19 protein-coding genes and 1 pseudogene are annotated in these 21,701 nt (G+C 72.6%); 4 read left to right on the forward strand and 16 right to left on the reverse strand.

Annotation, left to right across the window (positions count from 1 at the left end; genetic code table 11):
• Positions 1-3: 3 nt before the first annotated feature.
• Together K7472_RS13000 and K7472_RS13005 are read right to left on the reverse strand one after the other, a co-directional pair.
• Positions 4-225 carry a DUF397 domain-containing protein gene (locus K7472_RS13000; protein WP_222977338.1) on the reverse strand — a complete coding sequence of 74 codons (222 nt, stop codon included), beginning with the start codon at positions 223-225 and terminating at the stop codon, positions 4-6.
• Positions 222-1,052 (reverse strand): helix-turn-helix domain-containing protein, encoded by an 831-nt coding sequence (locus K7472_RS13005; RefSeq protein WP_222977339.1) that lies wholly within the window; start codon positions 1,050-1,052, stop codon positions 222-224. The genes K7472_RS13000 and K7472_RS13005 overlap by 4 nt, the downstream gene beginning before the upstream one ends.
• A 165-nt stretch (positions 1,053-1,217) precedes the next feature.
• On the opposite strand from K7472_RS13005, the gene K7472_RS13010 reads away from it, so the two are divergent.
• Both K7472_RS13010 and K7472_RS13015 read left to right on the forward strand, forming a co-directional pair.
• Entirely contained in the window at positions 1,218-1,472 is a 255-nt protein-coding gene (locus K7472_RS13010; protein ID WP_222977340.1) for a hypothetical protein, read from the forward strand.
• Positions 1,469-1,648, forward strand: coding sequence for a hypothetical protein (locus tag K7472_RS13015; RefSeq protein WP_222977341.1), 180 nt, complete (start codon positions 1,469-1,471; stop codon positions 1,646-1,648). Before K7472_RS13010 ends, K7472_RS13015 begins: the two co-directional genes overlap by 4 nt.
• Before the next feature lie 54 nt (positions 1,649-1,702).
• Here the strand turns inward: K7472_RS13015 and K7472_RS13020 are convergent, their stop codons facing one another.
• Positions 1,703-2,101 carry a hypothetical protein gene (locus K7472_RS13020; protein WP_222977342.1) on the reverse strand — a complete coding sequence of 133 codons (399 nt, stop codon included), beginning with the start codon at positions 2,099-2,101 and terminating at the stop codon, positions 1,703-1,705.
• A 444-nt stretch (positions 2,102-2,545) separates the two neighbouring features.
• On the opposite strand from K7472_RS13020, the pseudogene K7472_RS13025 reads away from it, so the two are divergent.
• A pseudogene (locus K7472_RS13025) lies at positions 2,546-4,807 on the forward strand (ATP-binding protein); the annotation flags it as partial.
• A 109-nt stretch (positions 4,808-4,916) separates the two neighbouring features.
• Here the strand turns inward: K7472_RS13025 and treY are convergent.
• Complete coding sequence (treY, locus tag K7472_RS32625) at positions 4,917-7,280, reverse strand: malto-oligosyltrehalose synthase (RefSeq protein WP_252395531.1); 2,364 nt, start codon at positions 7,278-7,280, stop codon at positions 4,917-4,919.
• Between the two features lie 125 nt (positions 7,281-7,405).
• Positions 7,406-9,538: a glycogen debranching protein GlgX gene (gene glgX / locus K7472_RS13030; protein WP_222977344.1), complete on the reverse strand. Its 2,133-nt coding sequence runs from the start codon at positions 9,536-9,538 to the stop codon at positions 7,406-7,408.
• A 299-nt stretch (positions 9,539-9,837) separates the two neighbouring features.
• Between glgX and K7472_RS13035 the strand changes: the two genes are divergently transcribed.
• A complete protein-coding gene (locus K7472_RS13035; protein WP_372457961.1) occupies positions 9,838-11,094 on the forward strand; it encodes a DUF5919 domain-containing protein in 1,257 nt (418 codons plus the stop codon).
• A gap of 66 nt (positions 11,095-11,160) precedes the next feature.
• Here the strand turns inward: K7472_RS13035 and K7472_RS13040 are convergent, their stop codons facing one another.
• The 11 genes from K7472_RS13040 to K7472_RS13090 all read right to left on the reverse strand — a co-directional run bounded on the left by K7472_RS13040 (position 11,161) and on the right by K7472_RS13090 (position 21,686).
• Entirely contained in the window at positions 11,161-12,039 is an 879-nt protein-coding gene (locus K7472_RS13040) for a phosphotransferase enzyme family protein (protein ID WP_222977346.1), read from the reverse strand.
• Between the two features lie 187 nt (positions 12,040-12,226).
• Positions 12,227-12,976, reverse strand: a complete 750-nt coding sequence (locus K7472_RS13045; RefSeq protein ID WP_222977348.1) for a sirohydrochlorin chelatase — start codon at positions 12,974-12,976, stop codon at positions 12,227-12,229.
• A complete protein-coding gene (locus K7472_RS13050) occupies positions 12,976-13,968 on the reverse strand; it encodes an ABC transporter permease (protein ID WP_222977350.1) in 993 nt (330 codons plus the stop codon). The genes K7472_RS13045 and K7472_RS13050 overlap by 1 nt, the downstream gene beginning before the upstream one ends.
• Positions 13,955-14,749 (reverse strand): ABC transporter ATP-binding protein, encoded by a 795-nt coding sequence (locus K7472_RS13055; RefSeq protein WP_222977352.1) that lies wholly within the window; start codon positions 14,747-14,749, stop codon positions 13,955-13,957. The genes K7472_RS13050 and K7472_RS13055 overlap by 14 nt, the downstream gene beginning before the upstream one ends.
• 28 nt (positions 14,750-14,777) lie before the next feature.
• The gene (locus tag K7472_RS13060) at positions 14,778-15,902 is read right to left on the reverse strand and encodes an aliphatic sulfonate ABC transporter substrate-binding protein (RefSeq protein ID WP_222977353.1); all 1,125 of its coding nucleotides are present in this window, start codon (positions 15,900-15,902) and stop codon (positions 14,778-14,780) included.
• Between the two features lie 296 nt (positions 15,903-16,198).
• The gene (locus K7472_RS13065) at positions 16,199-17,548 is read right to left on the reverse strand and encodes a sulfate adenylyltransferase subunit 1 (protein ID WP_222977354.1); all 1,350 of its coding nucleotides are present in this window, start codon (positions 17,546-17,548) and stop codon (positions 16,199-16,201) included.
• Positions 17,549-17,550: 2 nt separating this feature from the next.
• The gene (cysD, locus tag K7472_RS13070; protein ID WP_222977355.1) at positions 17,551-18,486 is read right to left on the reverse strand and encodes a sulfate adenylyltransferase subunit CysD; all 936 of its coding nucleotides are present in this window, start codon (positions 18,484-18,486) and stop codon (positions 17,551-17,553) included.
• Positions 18,483-19,085, reverse strand: a complete 603-nt coding sequence (cysC, locus tag K7472_RS13075) for an adenylyl-sulfate kinase (protein ID WP_372457957.1) — start codon at positions 19,083-19,085, stop codon at positions 18,483-18,485. Before cysC ends, cysD begins: the two co-directional genes overlap by 4 nt.
• Positions 19,085-19,813, reverse strand: a complete 729-nt coding sequence (locus K7472_RS13080) for a phosphoadenylyl-sulfate reductase (protein WP_222977357.1) — start codon at positions 19,811-19,813, stop codon at positions 19,085-19,087. Before K7472_RS13080 ends, cysC begins: the two co-directional genes overlap by 1 nt.
• Positions 19,810-19,992, reverse strand: a complete 183-nt coding sequence (locus K7472_RS13085; RefSeq protein WP_222977358.1) for a hypothetical protein — start codon at positions 19,990-19,992, stop codon at positions 19,810-19,812. Before K7472_RS13085 ends, K7472_RS13080 begins: the two co-directional genes overlap by 4 nt.
• Positions 19,989-21,686, reverse strand: a complete 1,698-nt coding sequence (locus tag K7472_RS13090) for a nitrite/sulfite reductase (protein WP_222977366.1) — start codon at positions 21,684-21,686, stop codon at positions 19,989-19,991. Before K7472_RS13090 ends, K7472_RS13085 begins: the two co-directional genes overlap by 4 nt.
• Between the last annotated feature and the right edge of the window lie 15 nt (positions 21,687-21,701).

The raw sequence follows: 21,701 nt of genomic DNA on the forward strand, positions 1-21,701 counted from the left end.
TCCTCAGTCGGTGGTCGGGAGTTCCCCGGACTTCACCGCGCCGATGAACGCGCTCCAGGCGTGCGGGGTGAAGAGCAGCGCGGGGCCGTGGGGGTCCTTGCTGTCGCGTACCGGTACGACGCTGGTGGCGTGGGCGGGGGCCCACTCGATGCAGTTGCCGCCGTTGCCGTTGCTGTAGCTGGACTTGACCCATGCGGCCCGGGTGAGGTCCGGGGTGGTGCTCATGAGGGAAGCGCCTCCATGACGGATCCGATGAACGTCGCTGTCCTGCTTGGCGACAAGGCGTACGCCCTCAGCAGATCGTATACCCGTCGATGGGCCGAGACCGTGTCCGAATCTTCGATCAGAGTGCCGGTGCCAATGCTCTCCTCGTACGCCACGGCGGTGCGGTCTTCCAGAGTGACGAGCTTCAGCGAACCACCCGCCAGGGCGTGCTCTCCATGGTCGAACGGGAGGACCTGCACCACGCTGGTCGGCGTGTCGACGATCTCGATCAGCGCGGCCAGTTGAGTGCGCATGACCTGTGGTCCTCCCACGGGTCGTCGCACGGCCGCCTCGTCGAGGATGACCGACAGGTGTGGGGGAGGTTCGGCCCGAAGCAGAGCTTGTCGGCTCATTCGTGCCGCGACCTTCTCCTCGATCGCTTCGGGCGACGCCGCTGGATTGCTCACGCGAAAGAGCGCTCGCGCGTAGTCCTCCGTCTGCACCAGCCCGGGCACGAGTTGACCGCCGTACTCCTCGATCTCCCGAGCTCGCGCCTCCAGTTCCATCAGGCGCCGGTACTGGTCCGGATGGACCTCCCGCTTCGCCAGCTCGTACACCTTCCCGAAGATGCCGTCCGTCCCGAACGCCGCGTCCAGCAGCTCCGCCAAGTCCGGCGGCGGCATCACCTCCGCGATCTCGATGCGGGACAGGTGACTCCTGCTGTACTTGACGATCGCCGCGAGGCGTTCGAGGCTCAGGCCCGCCTGCTCGCGGTGGCGGCGTAACTCCGCCCCGAAAAGATGACGTGCGGACACGAACGGGGTCAGCTCGCGCGGACGCTGGGCCATGGTGCGTAACTCCTCGTCTCCCAAACCCGCTTGGGACATCGTTCGCTTGGAGAGCCTAGCTCCGCAACGCGACGATGGGAATACGCAGCGTGATGGAACGCGCGTACCCCCGTGACCGATGCGACCGATCACGGGGGCTTCACCGACCTGAGGAGACAGGCCGACATGGAAGACGGTACCGAGAAGTCGGGGCAGGGTCAGCCCCGTTCCGCGCCAGAAGTGGGCGCGGTGGTGCGCGACAGCGTGCGGGAGCGGCTCGGCGTGCTGGTGGAGGTGGACGGGCCCGTGGCGCACGTGCGGCCGCCGGAGGGCGGGACGCCGTGGCTGGCGCGGCTGGCGGACGTGTACGCCGCGTGCCCGATGGACGAACTGCGGGCGAAGGTGGCCGAGTTGAACGCGCGCAGGAGGTTCACCCCGTGAGCGTGGTGAGGCTGCCGTACGTGGACGGCTGCGCGGAGTGCGCGCGGCTGCGGGAGGCGGAGGAGTCGGCGCGGGCCGCGTACGACCACAGCAAGGCGGGCGACTACCGCGTACTGGCGCGACGGCACCTGCGCACGGAGCACGGAGTGGAGGCGTTGGTGGTGGAACGCGCCTAGGCGCACATCCCCGCACGTTCCGGGGCGCGGTGGACGCGCCCCGGAACGCTCACGTCAGTAGTCGTCCCGGGAGATCGGGTCGGTGCCGAAGGACCACAGACTGCCGGAGCTGGCGAAGACCTGGATGGAGTCGGTGCCGCGCTCGTCGCCCTGGAGGTAGCCGTTGTAGTCGGAGTAGCACTGGCCCGGCTGCAGCACGGGGGTCGTGGTGGACGCGAGCTGCTCGCCGTCGACGTCCTTGATCCACAGGCGGAAGCTGTTGGCCGAACTCTGGTGGTTGCACAGGTCGGCGAAGACCCAGGGCCCGTCGGACGTGTGGTTCAGCCCCAGGATCGTCACGCCGTGGAGGGTGTAGGAGTCGCTGCCGGACGCGGCCGACGCGTTGGTGCTGAGGCCGATGACGGCGGCACCCGCGAGGGCGGCCACACCGAGGGCGGCACGGACGTTGCGCATGTGGTCTTGTCCTTGTCTCTCATCGCCTGATGGCGTTGTCGGTCGGTTCGAGGCGGACGCTCGCCCCGGGGAGTCAGTCGCGGGCGGACGCCTGGAGGCCCTTGCGTGAGGCCGCACGACCACCGTGGGCCCGTGCGAAGTCCCGTTTCCCACACGAATCCGCACAGCCCACTCCTAGACTCGGGCTGTCGGGACACACCGCACCGTGACGCGGGGGGCGCAGTGGTGGTGCAGCGGGGCGCGATGCCGGATCCGGGCGGTGCGGCCGACCTGGCCGAGTTCATCGGCCTCCTGGGTGAGCTTCGGGCCTGGGCGGGGATGCCGTCCTACCGGGCGCTCGCCAAGAAGGCCGGAACCGTGATGCGACCGCCGCGCGTCGTGTCGCCGTTCACGGTCGTGGACGTGTTCAAGCCGGGGCGCCGCCGCCTCGACGTGGACCTGGTGATGGCGATCGTCCGCGCGCTGGGTGCGGACGAGCCCACGGTCGGCCTGTGGCGGGCGGCCTGCCTCACGGCGCACGGGCTGGCGAAGACCGGCGGCCCGGCCGGGGTGTTGTGCCAACTGCCCACCGACCTCGCGACGTTCACCGGACGCCGCGAGGAACTCGCCCACCTGCTCGCGGCGGCGACGCGCCCCTGTGACGGCGGCGGCGCACGCACCGTCGTGGTCTCCGCGATCGAGGGCATGGCCGGTGTCGGCAAGACCCGGCTCGCGGTCCACGCCGCCCACCAGCTCGTCCGCGCCGGTCACTTCACCGACGTCCAGCTGTACGTGAACCTCAGGGGCTTCGACGCCGAACTCCCGCCGGCGGATCCGTCGACGGTCCTGGAGGCGTTCCTGCGGCAACTGGGCGTGCCCGCCCGGCACATCCCCGCCGCCCGCGACGAGCGCGCGGCGATGTACCGCGACCGGCTGCGGGACCGCGACGCGCTGGTCCTGCTGGACAACGCCGCCGACGAGCAGCAGCTCCGCGACCTGATCCCCGCGGGCCCCGGCTGCCTCGTGCTGATCACCAGCCGCCGCAGCCTGGTCACGCTCGACGGCGCCGCACCCCACCAGCTCGACGTCTTCACCGAGGCCGATTCCCTCGCCCTGCTCGCCCGGATCGCCGGCCACGAACGCGTGGCGGCCGAACCCAAGGCCGCCGCGCGGATCGCCGAGTACTGCGGCCACCTGCCCCTGGCCGTCTCCCTCGCCGCCGCCCGCCTGCGCTCCCGCCCCACCTGGACCCTGCGGCACCTCTCCGACAAGCTCCAGGCGGGACGCCTGGCCGCCCTGCGGTCCGGCGACCGCGCCCTGCGCCAGGCCTTCCACCTCTCCTACCAGGAACTCGACGAGCCCCTGCGCCGGATCTTCCGCCTCCTCAGCCACCACCCCGGCCCCGACACCACCCCCGGCCAGGTGGCGGCCCTGGCCGACATTCCCGCCGAGGAGGCCGAGGACGCCCTGGAGGAACTCCAGGACGAACACCTCGTCACCCAGCCCACCCCCGGCCGCTACGAACTCCACGACCTGCTGTGCATGCTGGCCGTCGAGCTGGACGACGCCTCACCGGAACCGGAACCCGGCGCCCCGCTCGCCCGGCTCCTCGACTACTTCGAAGCCGCCGCGCGCAGAGCCGACCAGCTGCTGGCCCACCAGAGGACGCCGTTCCCGGACGCTCCGCGACCGGCGGCGGCCGACCTGCCGGACCGGGGCGCGGCCCTGTCGTGGATGCGCCTGGAGTGCGAGAACATGCTCACGCTCGCCCGTGTCGCCCGCGACCTCCAGCCCCGGCGCTGCCTGTCACTCGCCCTGGCCATGAGTTCCTTCCTCCAGCAGGACGGGCCGTTGCCGCGCGGCATCGCACTCCAACGCGACATGGTCGCCCTGGCCCGCGAACGCGGTGAGGCACTCACCACGGCCAACGCCCTGTGGTGCCTGGGCCGCCTGTACTACGTCAACAACGAGTACCCGCGGGCCGTCGAGCCGCTGCGCGAGGCGGTCGCCGCCTACCGGCGGATCGGGGAACGCCGCGGCGAGGCGAATGCCCTCCTGGACCTCGGACGCACCACGCAGTTCACCGCCGGACTGCGGCGATCGGCCGAGTTCTACGAGCAGGCCCGGCCCCTGTACCGGGCGTTGGGCGAACACGGCAGTGAGTCCCACGTGCTCCACGACCTGGCCCGGGTCCGCTACCTCAGCGGCGACCGGCACGCCGCCCTCGGCCTCCAGCAGGAAGCACTCGACGGCTACCGCCGGGCCGCGAACCCGCTCGGCGAGGCCAACGCCCTCGTCGGGCTGGCCCGGATCCGCCAGGCCGACGACCGACTCCCGCTCGCCGCCGAGCTGTTCGAGCAGGCGTTCCGCGTCTACCGCGAGATCGGCAACCCGCTGGGACAGGCCAACGCCCTGGCCGGTGTCGCCCGCGTCCGCCACCGCCTGGGACACCGCGACAGCGCCATGGAACTCTACGAGTCCGTGCTGAAGCGCTACCGCGACATCGGAGCCCGCCAGGGCGAGGCCAACACCCTCTACGACCTCGGACGCGTCCGGCAGGACCTCGGCGACCCGGACTCCGCGACGGACCTCTACCGGCAGGCCAAGGACCTCTTCGACCAGCTCGGCGACCCGCACGGAGCCGCCCAGGCGCTCAACAGCACCGGCACACTCCTCACCGGCACCGGCGACCCCCGCGCGGCCCTGCCCCTCCACCGGCAGGCCCTCGACCTCGCGCGCAGGGCCGACACCCCGGCCGAGGTGGCCAGGGCCGAGGAGGGCATCGCCCGCGCCCTCGACCTCACCGGGCCGCCCGCGTCCCCGGCCGGGCAGCGTCTCAGCCCCGGCGCAGGAGAGCCACCGGGCCGTCCGCGAACAGCCGGGCCGCTTCGGCGACTTCGCCGTACACGCGGCCGGTCAGCACATCGGTCCACTCGTCGCCGTCAGGCAGCGGCAGCGTCGTGTCGTGCCAGCCGCCCGGCGCGTCCAGCGCGTGGCTGAGACGGGTCACCGCCGTCACCACCCGCCCGCCGCGCGAGAAGGCCAGCAGGTGGGACGCCGACGCGCCGCGCGGCGTCAGCGGCTCGTACGTGTCCGGCGCCGCGAACGCCTCGGGGAGTTCGCCCCGCAGCCGCAGCGCGTGGCGGGTCAGGACCGTCTTGCGGTCCTCGCGGGCGGGGAGGCGCGCCGGGGGGCGGTTGTCCGGGTCGACCAGCGCCTCGTACACCGACTCCGTGCCCTGGTAGACGTCCGGCACGCCCGGCATCGTCAGGTGGAGCAGGGCCGCGCCCAGGCGGTTCGCCTCGGTGTGCGGTGCGAGCCGGGCGGCGAACTCCGCGAGCGCCGACCACCCCGCCCCGCACACCGTCTCCCGCACGAAGGCCGCCACCGCGTCCTCGTACCCCTGGTCGCCCTCCGTCCACGACGTGCGCAAGCCCGCCTCGCGCACCGACTTCAGCACCGCGGGCACCAGCCGATCCGGGTCCGGTGTGCCCAGGCCCAGCGCGGTCTGCCACGCCACCCAGGCGACGTGCCGGTCCGGCGCGCCGCCCGACGGCAGCCGAGACACCAACGCCTGCCATTCCGCGGGCACTTGGGACAGCACCGCGAGCCGCGCCCGGACGTCCGCGCTGCGCTTGGTGTCATGGGTGGACAGCGCCGTGCCGCCGTCCGGCCACTGCGCGGACTGCCGTACGCAGAAGTCGTGGAAGGCGTCCGGGGTGACGGCCGGGTCGCCCGGCTCGCCGCCGACCTCGTTCGCCGACAACAGCGGCACGTAGCGGTAGAACGCCCGGTCCTCCTCCGCCTTCGCGTGCAGCGCCGACGCCACCTGCGCGAAACGCACCGCGAAGTCCCGCACGTCGGGCTGCGCGTCGCCGTACGACGAGGCCAACTCCCGTACCACGTCCACCGCGTGGGCCTCCTCCGACACGGCGAACGCCTCCCGCGCGCCCCGCGCCGCCCGCTCCAGCTGCCGCGCCGACTCCGCCTCGCCCTCGTACGGCCGGTAGACCGGGAACCTGACCAGCGTCTCGCGGATCGCGGTGCGCAGGGCCCACGGCGCGTGGTCGGCCAGCTCCGGGCGGGCGGCGCAGGCGCGGTCCGCCGACCGGCCGAGCCGCTCCACCTCGGCCGTCAGATCGCCCTCGACCACCTCGTACGCGGCACGCCGCGCGGTCACCGCCCACTCACCGCCCGCGTCGGCCGCGCAGCCGGTGAACTCCCGGTAGACGTCGGCCAGTTCACGTACCCCGTCGGCATCGACGAAGACGCCGTCCACGCGGCGCAACGCGTCGTAGCCCGTGGTCCCGGCGCAGGCCCAGCCGCGCGGCAGCCGCTCCCCGCCGCACAACACCTTCTCCACGACCGTCCAGCGGCCCCCGGACGCCTTGCGCAGCCGCGCCAGATAGCCCGCCGGGTCGGCCAGGCCGTCCGGGTGGTCGATGCGCAGGCCGTCCACCACGCCGTCGCGCAGCAGGCGCAGCACGGTCGCGTGGGTGGCCTCGAAGACCTCCGGGTCCTCCACGCGGACCGCGATCAGCTGCGAAATGGTGAAGAACCGGCGGTAGTTCAGCTCGGTGCGGGCCAGCCGCCACCACGCCAGGCGGTAGTGCTGGGCGGCCAGCAGCTCGGGCAGCGGCAGCGCCTCGGTCCCGGGGCGCAACGGGAACGCGTGGTCGTAGTAGCGCAGCTCGCCGCCCTCGACCCGCAACGCGTCCAGCTCGTCCGGGAGCCGCCCGCCCAGCACCGGCAGCAGCAGCCGCCCGCCCCCCGCGGCCCAGTCGACGTCGAACCATCGCGCGTACGGACTCCCGGGACCGTCCCGCAGCACCTCCCACAGCGCCCCGTTGAGGCGTTCGGGCGCGGGCACCGCCATGTGGTTGGGCACGAGGTCCACCACCAGCCCCAGCCCGTGCGCCCGCGCCGCCGCCGCGAGCGACCGCAACCCCTCCTCGCCGCCCAGTTCCTCACGCACCCGGTCGTGACCGGTGACGTCGTAGCCGTGCGTGGAACCGGGGCCGGCCTCCAGCACGGGCGACAGGTGCAGATGGGAGACGCCGAGCCCGGCCAGGTACGGCACGGCGCGCTCGGCTGCGGCGAACGGGAACTCCGGCTGGATCTGGAGCCGGTAGGTCGCGGTCGGCACGGCGGGCGGGGGAACGGGCGGCACGGCGGGCTCGGGGAGCGGCGGAAGGCTCATGAGCGGTCCTCGGGTCGGGGGAGGGGCGTGGGCCGGACGGCCGGGGGATCGGGCCCGGGGGCCGCCGCCGGGGCCCCGGCACCCCGCGACCGCCGTCGAGAGGCACCCCGTGGGCGCCTCCCACCTCACATGGGACGTTGCAGCACGACCACGCTGCGGTCGGTGAGCGTCAGACGGTCACCCGCGCGGACCTTGCGGCCGCTGCCGGGCGGCACGCCGTCGGCGCGGGCGGTGTCCACCACGACCTGCCACTCCTTGCCGTGGTTGACCGGGACCACGAACTCCAGCTCCTCCGGCGCCGCGTTGAACATCAGCAGGAAGGAGTCGTCGGTGATCTGCTCGCCGCGCTGGCCCGGCTCGCTGATGGCGTGACCGTTGAGGAAGACCACCAGCGCGCGGGCGTGCGCGGCCTGCCAGTCCCGTTGCGTCATCTCGTCGCCCTCGGGCGTGAACCACGCGATGTCCGACAGGTCGTCGTGGGTGCCCTCGACCGGGCGGCCGTGGAAGAAGCGGCGGCGGCGGAAGACCGGGTGGTCGCGGCGCAGCCACACCATCGTGCGGGTGAAGTCCAGCATCCGCAGGGCCTCGTCGTCCTGCCCGCCGTCGCCCGGCTTGGGCCACGGCACCCACGTCAGCTCGGAGTCCTGGCAGTAGGTGTTGTTGTTGCCGCGCTGGGTGCGGCCGAACTCGTCGCCGTGCGCCAGCATCGGCACGCCCTGCGACAGCATCAGGGTGGCGACGAAGTTGCGCATCTGCCGGCCGCGCAGCGCCAGCACCTCGGGGTCGTCGGTCTCGCCCTCGTCGCCGCAGTTCCACGAGCGGTTGAAGCTCTCGCCGTCCCGGTTGCCCTCGCCGTTGGCCTCGTTGTGCTTGTCGTTGTACGAGACCAGGTCGCGCAGGGTGAAACCGTCGTGGCAGGTGACGAAGTTGATGGAGGCCAGCGGCCGGCGCCCGTCGTCCTTGTACAGGTCGGACGAGCCGGTCAGCCGGGAGCCGAACTCGGCCAGCCGCGCGGGCTCTCCGCGCCACACGTCGCGCACGGTGTCGCGGTACTTGCCGTTCCACTCGGTCCACAGCGCCGGGAAGTTGCCCACCTGGTAGCCGCCCTCGCCGACGTCCCACGGCTCCGCGATCAGCTTGACCTGGCTGACCACCGGGTCCTGCTGCACCAGGTCGAAGAAGGACGACAGGCGGTCCACCTCGTGGAACTGCCGGGCCAGCGTGGACGCCAGGTCGAAGCGGAAGCCGTCGACGTGCATGTCGGTGACCCAGTAGCGCAGCGAGTCCATGATCATCTGGAGGGTGTGCGGGCTGCGCATCAGCAGGGAGTTGCCGGTGCCGGTGGTGTCCGTGTAGTAGCGCGGGTCGTCGGCCAGCCGGTAGTACGAGGCGTTGTCCAGGCCGCGGAACGAGAGCGTGGGACCCATGTGGTTGCCCTCGGCGGTGTGGTTGTAGACGACGTCGAGGATGACCTCGATGCCCGCGGTGTGCAGCGCGCGGACCGCCGTCTTGAACTCCAGCACCTGCTGACCCCGGTCGCCCATCGAGGAGTAGGCGTTGTGCGGGGCGAAGAAGCCGATGGTGTTGTAGCCCCAGTAGTTGGCGAGCCCCGCGTCCACCAGCCGGTTGTCGGTGACGAACTGATGGACCGGCATCAACTCCAGCGCAGTGACGCCCAGTTCGACCAGGTGCTCGATGACGGCGGGGTGCGCCAGCGCCGCGTACGTGCCGCGGATCTCCTCCGGCAGGCCCGGGTGGAGCATCGTCAGGCCCTTGACGTGCGCCTCGTACAGCACCGTGCGGTGGTAGTCGACGCGCGGCGGACGGTCGCTCGCCCAGTCGAAGAACGGGTTGACCACGACCGACGCCATGGTGTGCGGCGCCGAGTCCAGGTCGTTGCGCGCCTGCGGGTCCTCGAAGCGGTACCCGTAGACCGACTCGTCCCAGTCGATGGCACCGCTCATCGCCTTCGCGTACGGATCGAGCAGCAGCTTGGCCGAGTTGCACCGGTGGCCCTGCGCCGGGTCGTACGGGCCGTGCACCCGGAACCCGTAACGCTGGCCCGGCATCACCCCGGGCAGGTACGCGTGCCGCACGAACGCGTCGGTCTCGCGCAGTTCGACGGAGGTCTCCGACCCGTCGTCGTGCAGCAGGCACAACTCGATCCGCTCGGCCGCCTCCGAGAAGACGGCGAAGTTGGTCCCGGCGCCGTCGTACGTGGCGCCCAGGGGGTACGTCTGTCCCGGCCAGACCTGCATCTCGTCGACTCTCCCGCTCGGTCGTGCGCTTGGGCTGGCGGGACATCCGGTGGCCGCCATACCCGCTGCATCCTCGCCCACATCAGTCTCAGGATGCCCGTTTTCGCAAGATCTTCCCCTGAACGGGTGCCCGAACGAGGCACGGAACTATCCTCCGAGGCGGGTGGCGATGCCGTGAAACTCCTTGGCCGCGTGCGTCGTTCGGGTGCACCCGGTCCCGCGCCCGCAGTAGTCTTCCTTGATCGTGGACCGGGGGCGGGAACGCGGCGGGGCGAAGGGGGACGAGAGGCGGTGCGGTGGTGACGTCGGGAGGACTGGCGCTGCCCGGCGGGGGCGACCAGGAGAGCCTGGGCGGCGTCGCCGACGGCCCGGCCGGTACGGTATCCCTCGCACAGCCTATGGAGATCGGAACAGAACTGGACTGGGGCGCCGACGCCTGGGCCGAGGTGCGCACCCGCGCCCGGCGGGCCGGGCGGGCTTACGTATGGCTCAATCTCGTCGAACAGCGGCTCAGAGCCGTGGTCGACGCCGTGCTGCGTCCGGTCTACGAGCCGGTGCACGGCGAGGAGTGGGTGGTCGCCGCCGCCGGACCCGCCGGCCACGAATGGGTGCAACGGGCCGCCGCGGTGCGCGAGGTCAGCCGCCGCAAGGGCTACCTGCTCGACCCCGCCGACGACAACATCATCTCCTTCCTCACCCTGCCGCAGCTGCGCGAACTCGTCGTCCAGCACTGGCCCTGCTTCGAGCCCTATCTCGACGAGCGGCGCGAACTGGAGCTGGTGCTGGATGAGTTGGAGGTCGCCCGGCACGTCGTCAACCGCAACCGCGCGCTGTCCGAGACCGTCCTCGCGCAGGCCGAGCGCGCCGCGGGACGGCTGCTGGACATGCTCGGCGGCGACCACACCGGGCAGGCCCGCGACCGGGTGCCGGTCGACGCGGTCGAGGAGATCGTCGGCGACCGCTACGCCGACGTGATCGGCGTCCACCCGGACCGGGTGCGGCTGCTGCGGCGGCTGCCCGCGGAGGACCTGTTCGGCGGGGCGCGGCGGCTGGACGCGATAGGCATCGGACTGAACCTGCTGGTCCAGAACTACTCGGGCCGCCGCCTCGTCCAGCTCGCCGCCACCGGCTGCCGCACCCGGCTGCTCTTCCTCAACCCGGCCAGCAGCGCGGTGCGCCGCCGCGAGCGCGAACTCGGCCTGAGCCGCGGGGAGATGAGCCGCGCGGTCGAGATGAACATCATGCACATGCGCCGGGTGCGCTCCCGGCTGCGCGACCCCGACGCGTTCGAGATCCGGGTCTTCGACGAGACGCCGCGCTTCAGCGCCTACCTGGTCGACGGCGACGGCGCGGACGGGCTCGCCGTCGTGCAGTCCTATCTGCGCAAGGCGCGCGGCATGGAGGCGCCGGTGCTGGTGCTGCGCGGCGGCAACCGCCGCATCGTGCAGCCGCAGCCCGGCGACGGCCCCGCCGACCGGCAGGGCGAGGGCGGGCTCTTCGAGATCTACCGCGAGGAGTTCGAGGGCGTGTGGACGGATTCACGGCCGGTGTCCTGAGGGCGGCGGTCTTGCCGGCGGCCGGTTTCCCAAGGGCGCAGGTACCCTCTCCGGTGCCCGTGCCGCTCAGAACGCGTGCCAGCGCACCGTCGGGTCGTCCGCCCGCAGCGACGCCACCCTGCGGGTGAACTCCGCCCGGGCCGCCGGGTTGCCGGGGGCGTGCTGGGCCACCCACGCGCAGCTCGCGGTCTCCCGGGCGCCGCGCAGCACGCGCCAGCCGTCCCACTCGCGCACGTCCCACCCGTACCGGCTCGTGAACGCCTCGTACTCGGCCGGGTCGAGCCCGTAGCGGTCGAGGGACAGCGCCATCACCACGAGGTCGTGCTCGCGCAGGTCGTCCGCGAAGGTCTCCAGATCGGTCAGCACGGGTCCCTCGGGGCCGACGAGCACATTGCGCGGCAGCGCGTCGCCGTGCACCGGGCCGGGCGCCAGACGCGGCGTCAACTCCCCTACGGCAAGCGCGATGTCGTCCCGCCGCCCGCGCAGGAACGCCGCGTCCGCCGGGTCGATCGCGTCGCCCGCCAGCCGCAGCCACCGCTCCACGCCGTCCAGCAGATCACGCGGCGGCAGACCCTCCGGCAGGACGTCGGCGTCCGGGCGGGGCAGCGTGTGCACGCGACGCAGCAGGTCCGCCAGATCGGCGCCGGTGGCCGGGCGGACGGGCTCCGGCAGCGGTCGCCAGTACGTCACCGGCAGGCCGTCGGTCAGCCCGGCGTCCGGCCGGGCGGGGTGGACGGCGGGGACGCCCGCCTCGGCCAGCCACGTGGCGACCCGCACCTCGCGCCGCGCCCGCGCCAGCAGGCCCGCCTCGCGGCCCACCTTGAGCACCAGGTCCCCGGCGCGGAAGACCGCGTTCTCGCCGAGGGCCAGCAGGCGGGCGTCCGCGGCGCCCGGCACACCGGTGCGCGCCAGCACGGCCCGCGCCCGCTCCTCGGTGAACGCCACGCCCTCTCCCTCGCACTGGGTACGCCGATGGTGGCGAGGCCGCCGGAAACGGGTCCGGCGACCTCGTACCCGGTCTCCGTACCCCCGTGACGGAGTCCAGGCACGGCACCGACGCTACGCGATCGCCCCCACGCGTCTCATCCGACTTTTCGGTGGGCGGCCCGGCGCACGGCCGCGCACGACAGGCTCAGGCCGCCGCTCCGGCGAGCGACGAGGCGGCCGCCTCGTCGTAGCGGCGCAGCACCGCGCGCGCCACCTCCGGGCAGGCCCCGAGCACCGGGGCCAGCACGTCCGCCCCCGCCTCGCGGGCGCCCGCCGCGATGCGGTCCGGCAGGCGGCCGGGGGCCAGCACGTAGGGCGCGACGGCGATCCGGCGCACCCCTTCGGCCCGCAACGCGCGCACCGCGTCCTCGGTGCGCGGGCCGCGGGCGGAGGCGAACGCGGGTCGCACGGCACACCAACCGGTGCGCCGCCACTCCCGCGCGACATCAGCGATCACCGCGATCGCCTCCGGGTCACTGGAGCCCGCCGAGGCCAGCACGACCCCGGTCGAGGCCCGGTCGGCGGGGTCGAGCCCCGCCTCGTACAGCCGCCGCTCCAGCGCGTCGAGCAGCAACGGAGACGGCCCGAGCACCCCGGCCTGACGGAACGTCAACTCCGGGTGCCGCGACGACGCTTCGCGCAGGACGGCGGGCAGGTCGGACTTGGCGTGGAAGGCCCGCGTCAGCAGCAGCGGCAACGCCACCGCCTCGCGCACGCCCTCCGCCGCGAGACGTCCGGCGAGCCCGGGCACCGAGGGGGCGCAGAAGTCCAGGAAGGCGGTCTCCACCCGCACCCCGGGCCGCAGCGCCCGCACCCGCTCGCACACCGCGTGCACGGTCGCGGCGTGCCGGGGGTCCCGGCTACCGTGCGCCACCACCATCAGGACCGGCCGCATCACGCGCCCCCGGGCTGCAGGCCGCGGCTGCGCAGCACCCTGCGCTCCATCGGGCGGAAGACCAGCAGCTCGATGCCGATGCCGACCACCAGGATCAGGCCGATCGCGGCGAGCACGCTCGGCATGTCCTGGTTGGTGCGGGCGTTCTCCAGCAACTGGCCGAGTCCGGTGCCCAGATCGGGCGAGGTCGCGATGATCTCGGCGGCCATCAGCGACCGCCAGGAGAACGCCCAGCCCTGCTTGAGCCCCGCCAGGTACCCCGGCAGCGCGGCCGGCAGCAGCACGTGGCGCACCCCGCGCAGCCCGGTCGCCCCGATGGTCCGGCCCGCCCGCAGGAACAGCGGCGGCACCTGGTCGACGCCGGACACCAGCCCGTTGGCGATCGAGGGCACCGCGCCGAGCAGCACGACCGCGTAGATGGTCGAGTCGTTCAGCCCGAACCAGATGATCGCGGCCGGCACCCACGCCACCGACGGCATGGACTGAAGACCGGACAGGATCGGCCCGATCGCCGCCCGCACCGGCGCCACCCGCGCCACCAGCAGACCCAGCGGCGTGCCGATCAGCACCGCGACCACGAAGCCCAGCGCGCCGCGCGAGACGGAGGTCCAGATGTAGCCGAGCAACTGGCCCTGCAACCACATCTGGTGCAGCGACCCGGCGACGTCCGCCGGGCTCGGCAGGTCGTAGTGCGGCTTGACCTGGAAGTGGTACGCGAGCTGCCAGACCACGATCACCAGCGCGACGGCCAGCACCGGCGGCAGCGCCTTGGTGCGCAGCAGCTGCCAGACCGGCACCTTGGCGGCGGCCCGGGTCTCCAGCGCGTCGAGCCCGGCTTCGAGCCCCGCGAGGTGGTCCGGCCGGTCCGCGCCGGAGGTGGCCTTCCCCGCGTCCTTCGAAACGGCCTTCGCGGTCGCCCCGGTCGTGTCCTTCGCGGTGTCCTCGGCCGCGGCCGTCGGCGGTGTCGCCGTCGTCGTCTCAGTGCTGGCCATGTCGGCGGATCTCCTCCCGCAGTTGTTCGGTGATCTCCACGGACAGGTCGGCCACCGCCGCGTCCTCGATCCGGCGCGGCTGCGGGAAGTCCACCGTCCACTGGTGGGCGACGCGGCCCGGCCGGGACGACAGCAGCACGACGCGCTGCGCGAGCCGCACCGCCTCGCGCACGTTGTGGGTGACGAAGAGCACCGAGACTCCGGTCTCGGCCCAGATGCGGGTGAGCTCCTCGTGCAGCACGTCGCGGGTGATGGCGTCCAGCGCCGCGAACGGCTCGTCCATCAACAGCAGTTGGCTGTCCTGGGCGAGCGCCCTGGCCATCGCCACGCGCTGCCGCATGCCGCCGGACAGCTCGTGCACCCGCTTGCCGTGCGCGCCCTTCAGCCGTACCAGCTCCAGCAGTTCCTCGGCGCGCTCGCGGCGTTCCGCGCGGGGCACGCCGCGCATCCGCAGCGCGAGTTCCACGTTGCGGCCCGCGGTCAGCCACGGGAACAGGGCGTGCTCCTGGAACATCAGGGCGGGCCGCCCGCCGGGCGTGGCGATCGCCCCGGCGGTCGGCTCGTCCAGCCCGGCGACCAGGTTCAGCAGCGTGGACTTGCCGCAGCCGGACGCCCCCAGGAGGCACACGAACTCACCGGGCGCCACGTCCAGCGTGATGTCGTCCAGCACCTGCTGGCGTGCGCCGGGACGCCCGAACGACTTCGAGACGTGCTCGATGCGCGCCGCGTACGCGGGATCCGAGTCGTGCCGTACGGCCTGCTCGGTGACGGGGGTCGCCATGGTGTCACCTCCTGGGGACGTCGAACGGTCACAGGCCCGCGTCGGACACGGCGGGCCTGCCCTCGGACTTCAGGACTGCGTCGAGCGGTGCCAGGTCGTAGATGCCGGACAGGTCGGGCTTCTGGAGCAGTCCGGCCTTGACCGCGTGGTCGGCCTCGCTGCCGAGGGTGGAGGCCAGCGGGTCGTCGGTCGTCTCGATGTTGGCGAAGGCCGAGTCGAGGACGGTGTCCGGCAGCTTCTTGCCGCCGAGCTTCAGCAGCTGCTCGTTGATGGCCTGCTTGGCGCCGGACGGGTTCGCCTTGATCCAGGCGTTGGTCTCGACCGAGCCCTTGAGCACGGCCCGCACGACGTCCGGGTGGGCCTTGAGGAACGACTGCGAGACGACGACGTTGGTGGTGACGAACTTGGCGCCCGGCCACAGGGAGTTCTCGTTGATCAGCCTCTTGCCGCCCTCGGCGACCAGCTGCGAGGCGGTCGGCTCCGGCACCCAGGCGCCGTCCACCTGGCCCTGCTTGAAGGCGCTCACCACGGTCTTGTTGTCGATCCGGTCGACCTTGACGTCGCCCTTGCCGGACTGGGCGTTCTCCTTGTAGCCCTTGCCCGCCAGGTAGTTGAGCAGCGCCACGTCCTGGGTGTTGCCCAGCTGCGGGGTGGCGATGGTCTTCCCCTTGAGGTCGTCGACGCTTCCGATCTTCTTGGGGTTGACGACGAGCGAGGCGCCGCCCGAGGTCGCACCGGAGATGATCTTCAGGTCCTGGCCGTGCGACTTGGTGTAGCCGTTGATGGCGGGGGAGGGGCCGACCCAGGCGATGTCCACGGCGCCCGCGTTGAGCGCCTCGATCTCGGTGGGACCGGCGTTGAAGACCTGCGTCTTGACCTGCGTGCCGCCCAGGTCCTTCTGGAAGATGCCCTGCTGGAGGCCGACCAGCGCGGTGGCGTGGGTGACGTTGGCGAAGTAGCCGATCGTCACGGAGTCGGCGGACAGCTTCTTGCCGCTGGCGGCCGGCTGGGCGCTCGCGGAGTCGTCGGACTTGGAGCCGTAGCCGCAGGCGGCCAGGGTGCCGGCGAGCAGCGCCAGCAGGGCGGCGGTGGCGGGGACGCGGCCGAGGCGTCTGCCCGCGGAACGTGCGGTGGTGGAACGAGCGGCGGTCACGGGTGAGGGTGTCCTCTCGATGGCCCGGCCTGCGCGCTGCGGCGCGACCGGGTCAGGGGGATGATCGGGGGTGGTACGGGGCGGTGCACGGCAGGTCTCGCGTGGTCATCGCGCACATCGCGCCACCCCGCCCTGCCCGCTGCCGATTCGGCCGCCACCGATTCGGCCGCCTTCCTTGGCGAACCCGGAGAACCGTTCCGTCCCGGCGAACCTGGAGAACCGTTCCGCCGCAGCGAGGCCGGAGAACCGTTCCGTCCCCGCGAGGCCGGAGAACGGTTCCGTCATCCCGTTCCTCATCAGAAGTCCCACCCCTCGTCGTCCGCCGCGGCCTGCTCCGCCTTCGTCGCCGGTGCCGCGAACGGCTCGCCGGTCATGCCCGCGGTCAGCGTCGAGCCGTCCGCCGGGTCGATCAGCACGAAGGAACCGGTCAGCCGCGAGTCCGCGTACGCGTCCAGCGGCAGCGGCTCGGCGGTGCGCAGCACGACCGCGCCGATGTCGTTGACGTCCAGCCGCTCCGGCTCGTCCTCGTGCGCCAGGCCCTCGGTCAGGTTGATCCGGTACGGCAGCCGCTTGACGATCGCCTTGACGGTACGGGTGCCGTGCTTGAGCAGCACCCGCTCGCCGACCCGCAACGGCCGCTCGTGCAGGTGGCACACGGTCGCCTCGACGTCCTGGGTGGGCACCGGGGCGGCCGCGGTCGGCGCGATCAGGTCGCCGCGCGAGAGGTCCACGTCGTCGGCGAGGAGCACGGTCACCGACTGCGGTGCCCACGCCGCGTCCACCCGCTCGCCCAGCGCGTCGATCGCGGCGATCGTGGAGGTAGCGCCGGACGGCAGCACGGTCACCGGGTCGCCGACCCGCAGCACACCGGAGGCGATCCGGCCCGCGTAGCCGCGGTAGTCGTGGTGTTCGGCGGTCTGCGGGCGGATCACGTACTGCACGGGGAAGCGCGCGGGGTCGTGCGCCGGGTCGGTGCCCACCGGCACCGTCTCCAGGTGCTCCAGGATCGTCGGGCCGCCGTACCAGTCCATGTGCGCCGACGGCGTCACCACGTTGTCCCCGGCCAGCGCCGAGATGGGGATCGCGGTGATCTCCGGGACGCCGAGGGAGGCCGCGTAGGCGGTGAACTCCTCGGCGATCGCGGCGAAGACCGGCTCCGCGTACTCCACCAGGTCCATCTTGTTGACGGCGAGCACCACGTGCGGCACCCGCAGCAGCGCGGCCACCGCGGCGTGCCTGCGGGTCTGCTCCACCACGCCGTTGCGCGCGTCCACCAGCACCACGGCCAGCTCGGCGGTCGAGGCACCGGTGACCATGTTGCGGGTGTACTGCACGTGGCCGGGGGTGTCGGCGAGGATGAACCGCCGCCTGGGGGTGGCGAAGTAGCGGTAGGCCACGTCGATGGTGATGCCCTGCTCGCGCTCGGCGCGCAGCCCGTCGGTGAGCAGCGCCAGGTCCGGCGCGTCCTGCCCGCGGCGCAGCGACGCCGCCTCGACGGCCTCCAACTGGTCGGCGAGCACCGACTTCGAGTCGTGCAGCAGCCGTCCGACGAGCGTGGACTTGCCGTCGTCCACCGAACCGGCCGTGGCGAAACGCAGCAGCGAGGTGGCCGAGACGTCCAGGGTGTCGGTCAGGGTTTCGGTCATGGCTAGAAGTACCCCTCGCGCTTGCGGTCCTCCATGGCGGCCTCCGACAGCTTGTCGTCGGCCCTCGTCGCACCGCGTTCGGTGAGCCGCGACGCGGCGATCTCGGCGATGACCTGCTCGATGGTGGCGGCGTCCGAGTCGACCGCGCCGGTGCACGACATGTCGCCGACGGTGCGGTAGCGGATCAGCCGCCGCTGCACCGGCTCGTCGTCCTTCGGCCCGCCCCACTCGCCCGCGGTCAGCCACATGCCGCTGCGGGAGAACACGTCGCGCTCGTGCGCGTAGTAGATCTCCGGCAGTTCGACGCCCTCGCGGGCGATGTACTGCCACACGTCCAGCTCGGTCCAGTTCGACAGCGGGAAGACGCGCACGTGCTCGCCGGGCGCGTGGCGGCCGTTGTAGAGCTGCCACAGCTCCGGGCGCTGGCGGCGCGGGTCCCAGGCGCCGAACTCGTCGCGCAGGCTGAACACCCGCTCCTTCGCCCGCGCCTTCTCCTCGTCGCGCCGCCCGCCGCCGAACACCGCGTCGTAGCGGCCCTCGTTGATGGCGTCCAGCAGCGGCACGGTCTGCAACGGGTTGCGGGTGCCGTCGGGGCGCTCGCGCAGCCGCCCGTCGTCGATGTAGTCCTGCACCGACGCCACGTGCAGCCGCAGGCCGTGTTGCTCCACCGTGCGGTCGCGGTACGCGATGACCTCGGGGAAGTTGTGCCCGGTGTCCACGTGCAGCAGCCCGAACGGCACCGGCGCGGGCGAGAAGGCCTTCAGCGCCAGGTGCAGCATGACGATGGAGTCCTTGCCGCCGGAGAACAGGATCACCGGCCGCTCGAACTCGCCCGCCACCTCACGGAAGATGTGCACCGCCTCGGACTCCAGGGCGTCGAGGTGGCTGAACGCGTACGGGCTGCCGGTGTCCCCGGCACGCTGGGTCGCGGTGGTCACGCCAGTCCCCTCTCCGTGAGCAGCGCGTGCAGCGCGGCGGCGGATCCCGACACGTCCTGGGTGTGCGTCTCGATGCGCAGGTCCGGCGCCGCGGGCGCCTCGTACGGGTCGTCGACGCCGGTCAGGCCGGACAGCTGCCCGGCCGCCTGCTTCGCGTACAGGCCCTTGACGTCGCGCACCGAGCAGACCTCGACCGGCGTCGCCACGTGCACCTCCAGGTACCGGGTGCCGGCGGCCTCGTGCCGCTTGCGGACCGCCTCGCGGCTGTCGGCGTACGGCGCGATGACCGGCACGAGCGCCTTGACCCCGTGCGAGGCCAGCAACTCGGCGACGAAACCGATGCGTTGCACGTTGACGTGCCGGTCCTCGCGGCTGAAGCCGAGGCCCGCGGAGAGGAACTCGCGGATCTCGTCGCCGTCGAGCACCTCCACCCGGTGGCCCTCGCCGCGCAGCCGGTCCGCCAGCGCGTGCGCGATGGTGGTCTTGCCCGCGCTCGGCAGACCGGTGAGCCACACCGTGGCCCCCTGGTCCGTCACGCCCATGGGTATCTCCTGTGCCGTCGCGGCCGCCGTCGCGGCCACGTGTCGTCCGGTGGTCATCAGCCGTGCAGTCCGCACTCGGTCTTGGTCCGCCCCGCCCAGCGCCCCGCCCTGGCGTCCTCGCCCGGAAGCACCCGGCGGGTGCACGGCGCGCAGCCGACCGACGCGTAACCGTCCATCAGCAGCGGGTTGGTGAGCACGCCGTGCTCGGTCACGTACGCCTCGACGTCTCCTTGCGTCCAGCGCGCGATGGGGGAGACCTTCACCTTGCGGCGCCTGGCGTCCCAGCCCACGACCAGGGTGTCCGCCCGGGTCGGCGACTCGTCGCGGCGCAGTCCCGTCGCCCACGCGTCGTACCCGGCCAGCCCCTCTTCGAGCGGCCGGACCTTGCGCAGCGCGCAGCACAGGTCCGGGTCGCGGTCGTGCAGCTTCGGGCCGTGCTCGGCGTCCTGCTCCGCCACCGACTGACGCGGCGTCAGGGTGATGACGTTCACGTCCATCACGGCGGCCACCGCGTCGCGGGTGCCGATGGTCTCGGGGAAGTGGTAGCCGGTGTCCAGGAAGACCACGTCCACGCCGGGCGCCACCCGGGAGGCCAGATGTGCCACGACCGCGTCCTCCATCGAGGACGTCACGCAGAACCGCGCGCCGAAGGCCGTCGTGGCCCAGCGCAGGATCTCCAGCGCGTCCGCGTCCTCCAGCTCGCGTCCCGCCCGCTCGGCCAGCTCCCGCAACTCCTCGTCGGTGCGCGGGTATTGACGCTCGACACCTTGCTGACTGCTCGTCATGATGCTTCGCCCCCTTCGCCGTTGCCGTGCCGCAGGCCCTTGGCCAGAAGCCCCAGGAACGACAGCCGGAACGCGCGATTGCACGCGGCGCATTCCCACGCCCCGTGCCCTTCTTCGGACGGGCGCAGGTCCTCGTCGCCGCAGTACGGGCAGTAGAACGGGGCCGCTCGCTCGCTCACGACAGCGCCTCCTCGGAGGCCCGCGCCGCCCAGGTCGCGAAGCGCTCGTCGTCCTCGCGCTCCGCCTGGTACCGGGTCAGCACGCGCTCGACGTAGTCGGGCAGTTCGTCCGAGGTCACCTTCAGGCCGCGCACCTTGCGGCCGAAGCCCGCGTCGAGGCCGAGCGCGCCGCCCAGGTGCACCTGGAAGCCCTCGACCTGCTCGCCGTCGTCGTTCAGCACCAACTGGCCCTTCAGGCCGATGTCGGCGGTCTGGATACGGGCGCAGGCGTTGGGGCAGCCGTTGACGTTGATGGTGATCGGCTCGTCGAAGTCCGGGAGCCTGCGCTCCAGTTCGTCGATGAGCGCGGCGCCGCGCGCCTTGGTCTCCACGATCGCCAGCTTGCAGAACTCGATGCCGGTGCAGGCCATCGTGCCGCGCCGGAACGGGGAGGGGTTCACCTGGAAGTCCAGTGCCTCCAGGCCCGCCACCAGGGACTCGACCTGGTCCTCGGTCACGTCCAGCACGATCATCTTCTGCTCGACGGTGGTGCGCAGCCGGCCCGAGCCGTGCGCCTGGGCGAGGTCGGCGATCTTCGTCAGCGTGGTGCCGTCCACCCGGCCGACGCGCGGTGCGAACCCCACGTAGAAGCGGCCGTCCCGCTGCCGGTGCACGCCGACGTGGTCGCGCCAGCGGGAGACGGGCTGGTCGGGCGCGGGGCCGTCGATCAGCGTACGCAGCAGGTACTCGCGCTCCAGCACCTCGCGGAAGCGCTCCGCGCCCCAGTCGGCGACCAGGAACTTCAGCCGCGCGCGGTTGCGCAGCCGACGGTAGCCGTAGTCACGGAAGATCGAGATGACGCCCTCGTAGACCTCCGGCACGTCCTCCAGCGGGACCCAGGCGCCGAGCCGCACGCCGATCTTCGGGTTGGTGGACAGCCCGCCGCCGACCCACAGGTCGAACCCGGGCCCGTGCTCGGGGTGGACGACGCCGACGAACGAGATGTCGTTGATCTCGTGGGCCACGTCCAGCGACGGCGAGCCGGAGATCGCCGACTTGAACTTGCGCGGCAGGTTGGAGAACGCCTTGTTGCCGATGACACGGCGCTGGATCTCCTCGATGGCGGGCGTGCCGTCGATGATCTCGTCCTCGGCGATCCCGGCGACCGGCGAGCCCAGGATGACGCGCGGGGTGTCGCCGCACGCCTCGGTGGTCGACAGGCCCACGCCTTCGAGGCGGCGCCAGATCTCCGGGACGTCCTCGATGCGCACCCAGTGCAGCTGGATGTTCTGCCGGTCGGTGATGTCCGCGGTGCCGCGGGCGAACTCCTGCGAGACCTCGCCGATCACCCGCAGCTGGTCGGTCGTCAGCCGCCCGCCGTCGATGCGCACGCGCAGCATGAAGAACTCGTCGTCCAGCTCCTCCGGCTCCAGGATGGCCGTCTTGCCGCCGTCGATGCCGGGCTTGCGCTGGGTGTACAGGCCCCACCAGCGCATCCGGCCGCGCAGGTCCGCGCCGTCGATCGAGTCGAAACCGCGGTGGGCGTAGATCGTCTCAATGCGTGTCCGAACGTTGAGACCGTCGTCGTCCTTCTTGGTCTGCTCGTTGCCGTTGAGCGGGGTCAGGTGCCCCGCGGCCCACTGTCCCTCGCCACGGTGGCGGCCTGCCTTGCGGTGGGACGGTGCGGCCTTCGGCTGCTCGGGCGTGATGGCCATGCGGATGCGGTCCTT

The sequence above is a fragment of the Streptantibioticus parmotrematis genome (assembly GCF_019890615.1).
Taxonomy (GTDB): domain Bacteria; phylum Actinomycetota; class Actinomycetes; order Streptomycetales; family Streptomycetaceae; genus Streptantibioticus_D; species Streptantibioticus_D parmotrematis.

What these genes read in the sequence shown, in the direction of transcription:
- K7472_RS13000 (WP_222977338.1), bottom strand. Translation starts at nt 225, where the DNA reads ATGAGCACCACCCCGGACCTCACCCGGGCCGCATGGGTCAAGTCCAGC.
- K7472_RS13005 (WP_222977339.1), bottom strand. Translation starts at nt 1,052, where the DNA reads ATGGCCCAGCGTCCGCGCGAGCTGACCCCGTTCGTGTCCGCACGTCAT.
- K7472_RS13010 (WP_222977340.1), top strand. Translation starts at nt 1,218, where the DNA reads ATGGAAGACGGTACCGAGAAGTCGGGGCAGGGTCAGCCCCGTTCCGCG.
- K7472_RS13020 (WP_222977342.1), bottom strand. Translation starts at nt 2,101, where the DNA reads ATGCGCAACGTCCGTGCCGCCCTCGGTGTGGCCGCCCTCGCGGGTGCC.
- treY (WP_252395531.1), bottom strand. Translation starts at nt 7,280, where the DNA reads ATGAGCCTTCCGCCGCTCCCCGAGCCCGCCGTGCCGCCCGTTCCCCCG.
- glgX (WP_222977344.1), bottom strand. Translation starts at nt 9,538, where the DNA reads ATGCAGGTCTGGCCGGGACAGACGTACCCCCTGGGCGCCACGTACGAC.
- K7472_RS13045 (WP_222977348.1), bottom strand. Translation starts at nt 12,976, where the DNA reads ATGCGGCCGGTCCTGATGGTGGTGGCGCACGGTAGCCGGGACCCCCGG.
- K7472_RS13050 (WP_222977350.1), bottom strand. Translation starts at nt 13,968, where the DNA reads ATGGCCAGCACTGAGACGACGACGGCGACACCGCCGACGGCCGCGGCC.
- K7472_RS13055 (WP_222977352.1), bottom strand. Translation starts at nt 14,749, where the DNA reads ATGGCGACCCCCGTCACCGAGCAGGCCGTACGGCACGACTCGGATCCC.
- K7472_RS13065 (WP_222977354.1), bottom strand. Translation starts at nt 17,548, where the DNA reads ATGACCGAAACCCTGACCGACACCCTGGACGTCTCGGCCACCTCGCTG.
- cysC (WP_372457957.1), bottom strand. Translation starts at nt 19,085, where the DNA reads ATGACCACCGGACGACACGTGGCCGCGACGGCGGCCGCGACGGCACAG.
- K7472_RS13080 (WP_222977357.1), bottom strand. Translation starts at nt 19,813, where the DNA reads ATGACGAGCAGTCAGCAAGGTGTCGAGCGTCAATACCCGCGCACCGAC.
- K7472_RS13090 (WP_222977366.1), bottom strand. Translation starts at nt 21,686, where the DNA reads ATGGCCATCACGCCCGAGCAGCCGAAGGCCGCACCGTCCCACCGCAAG.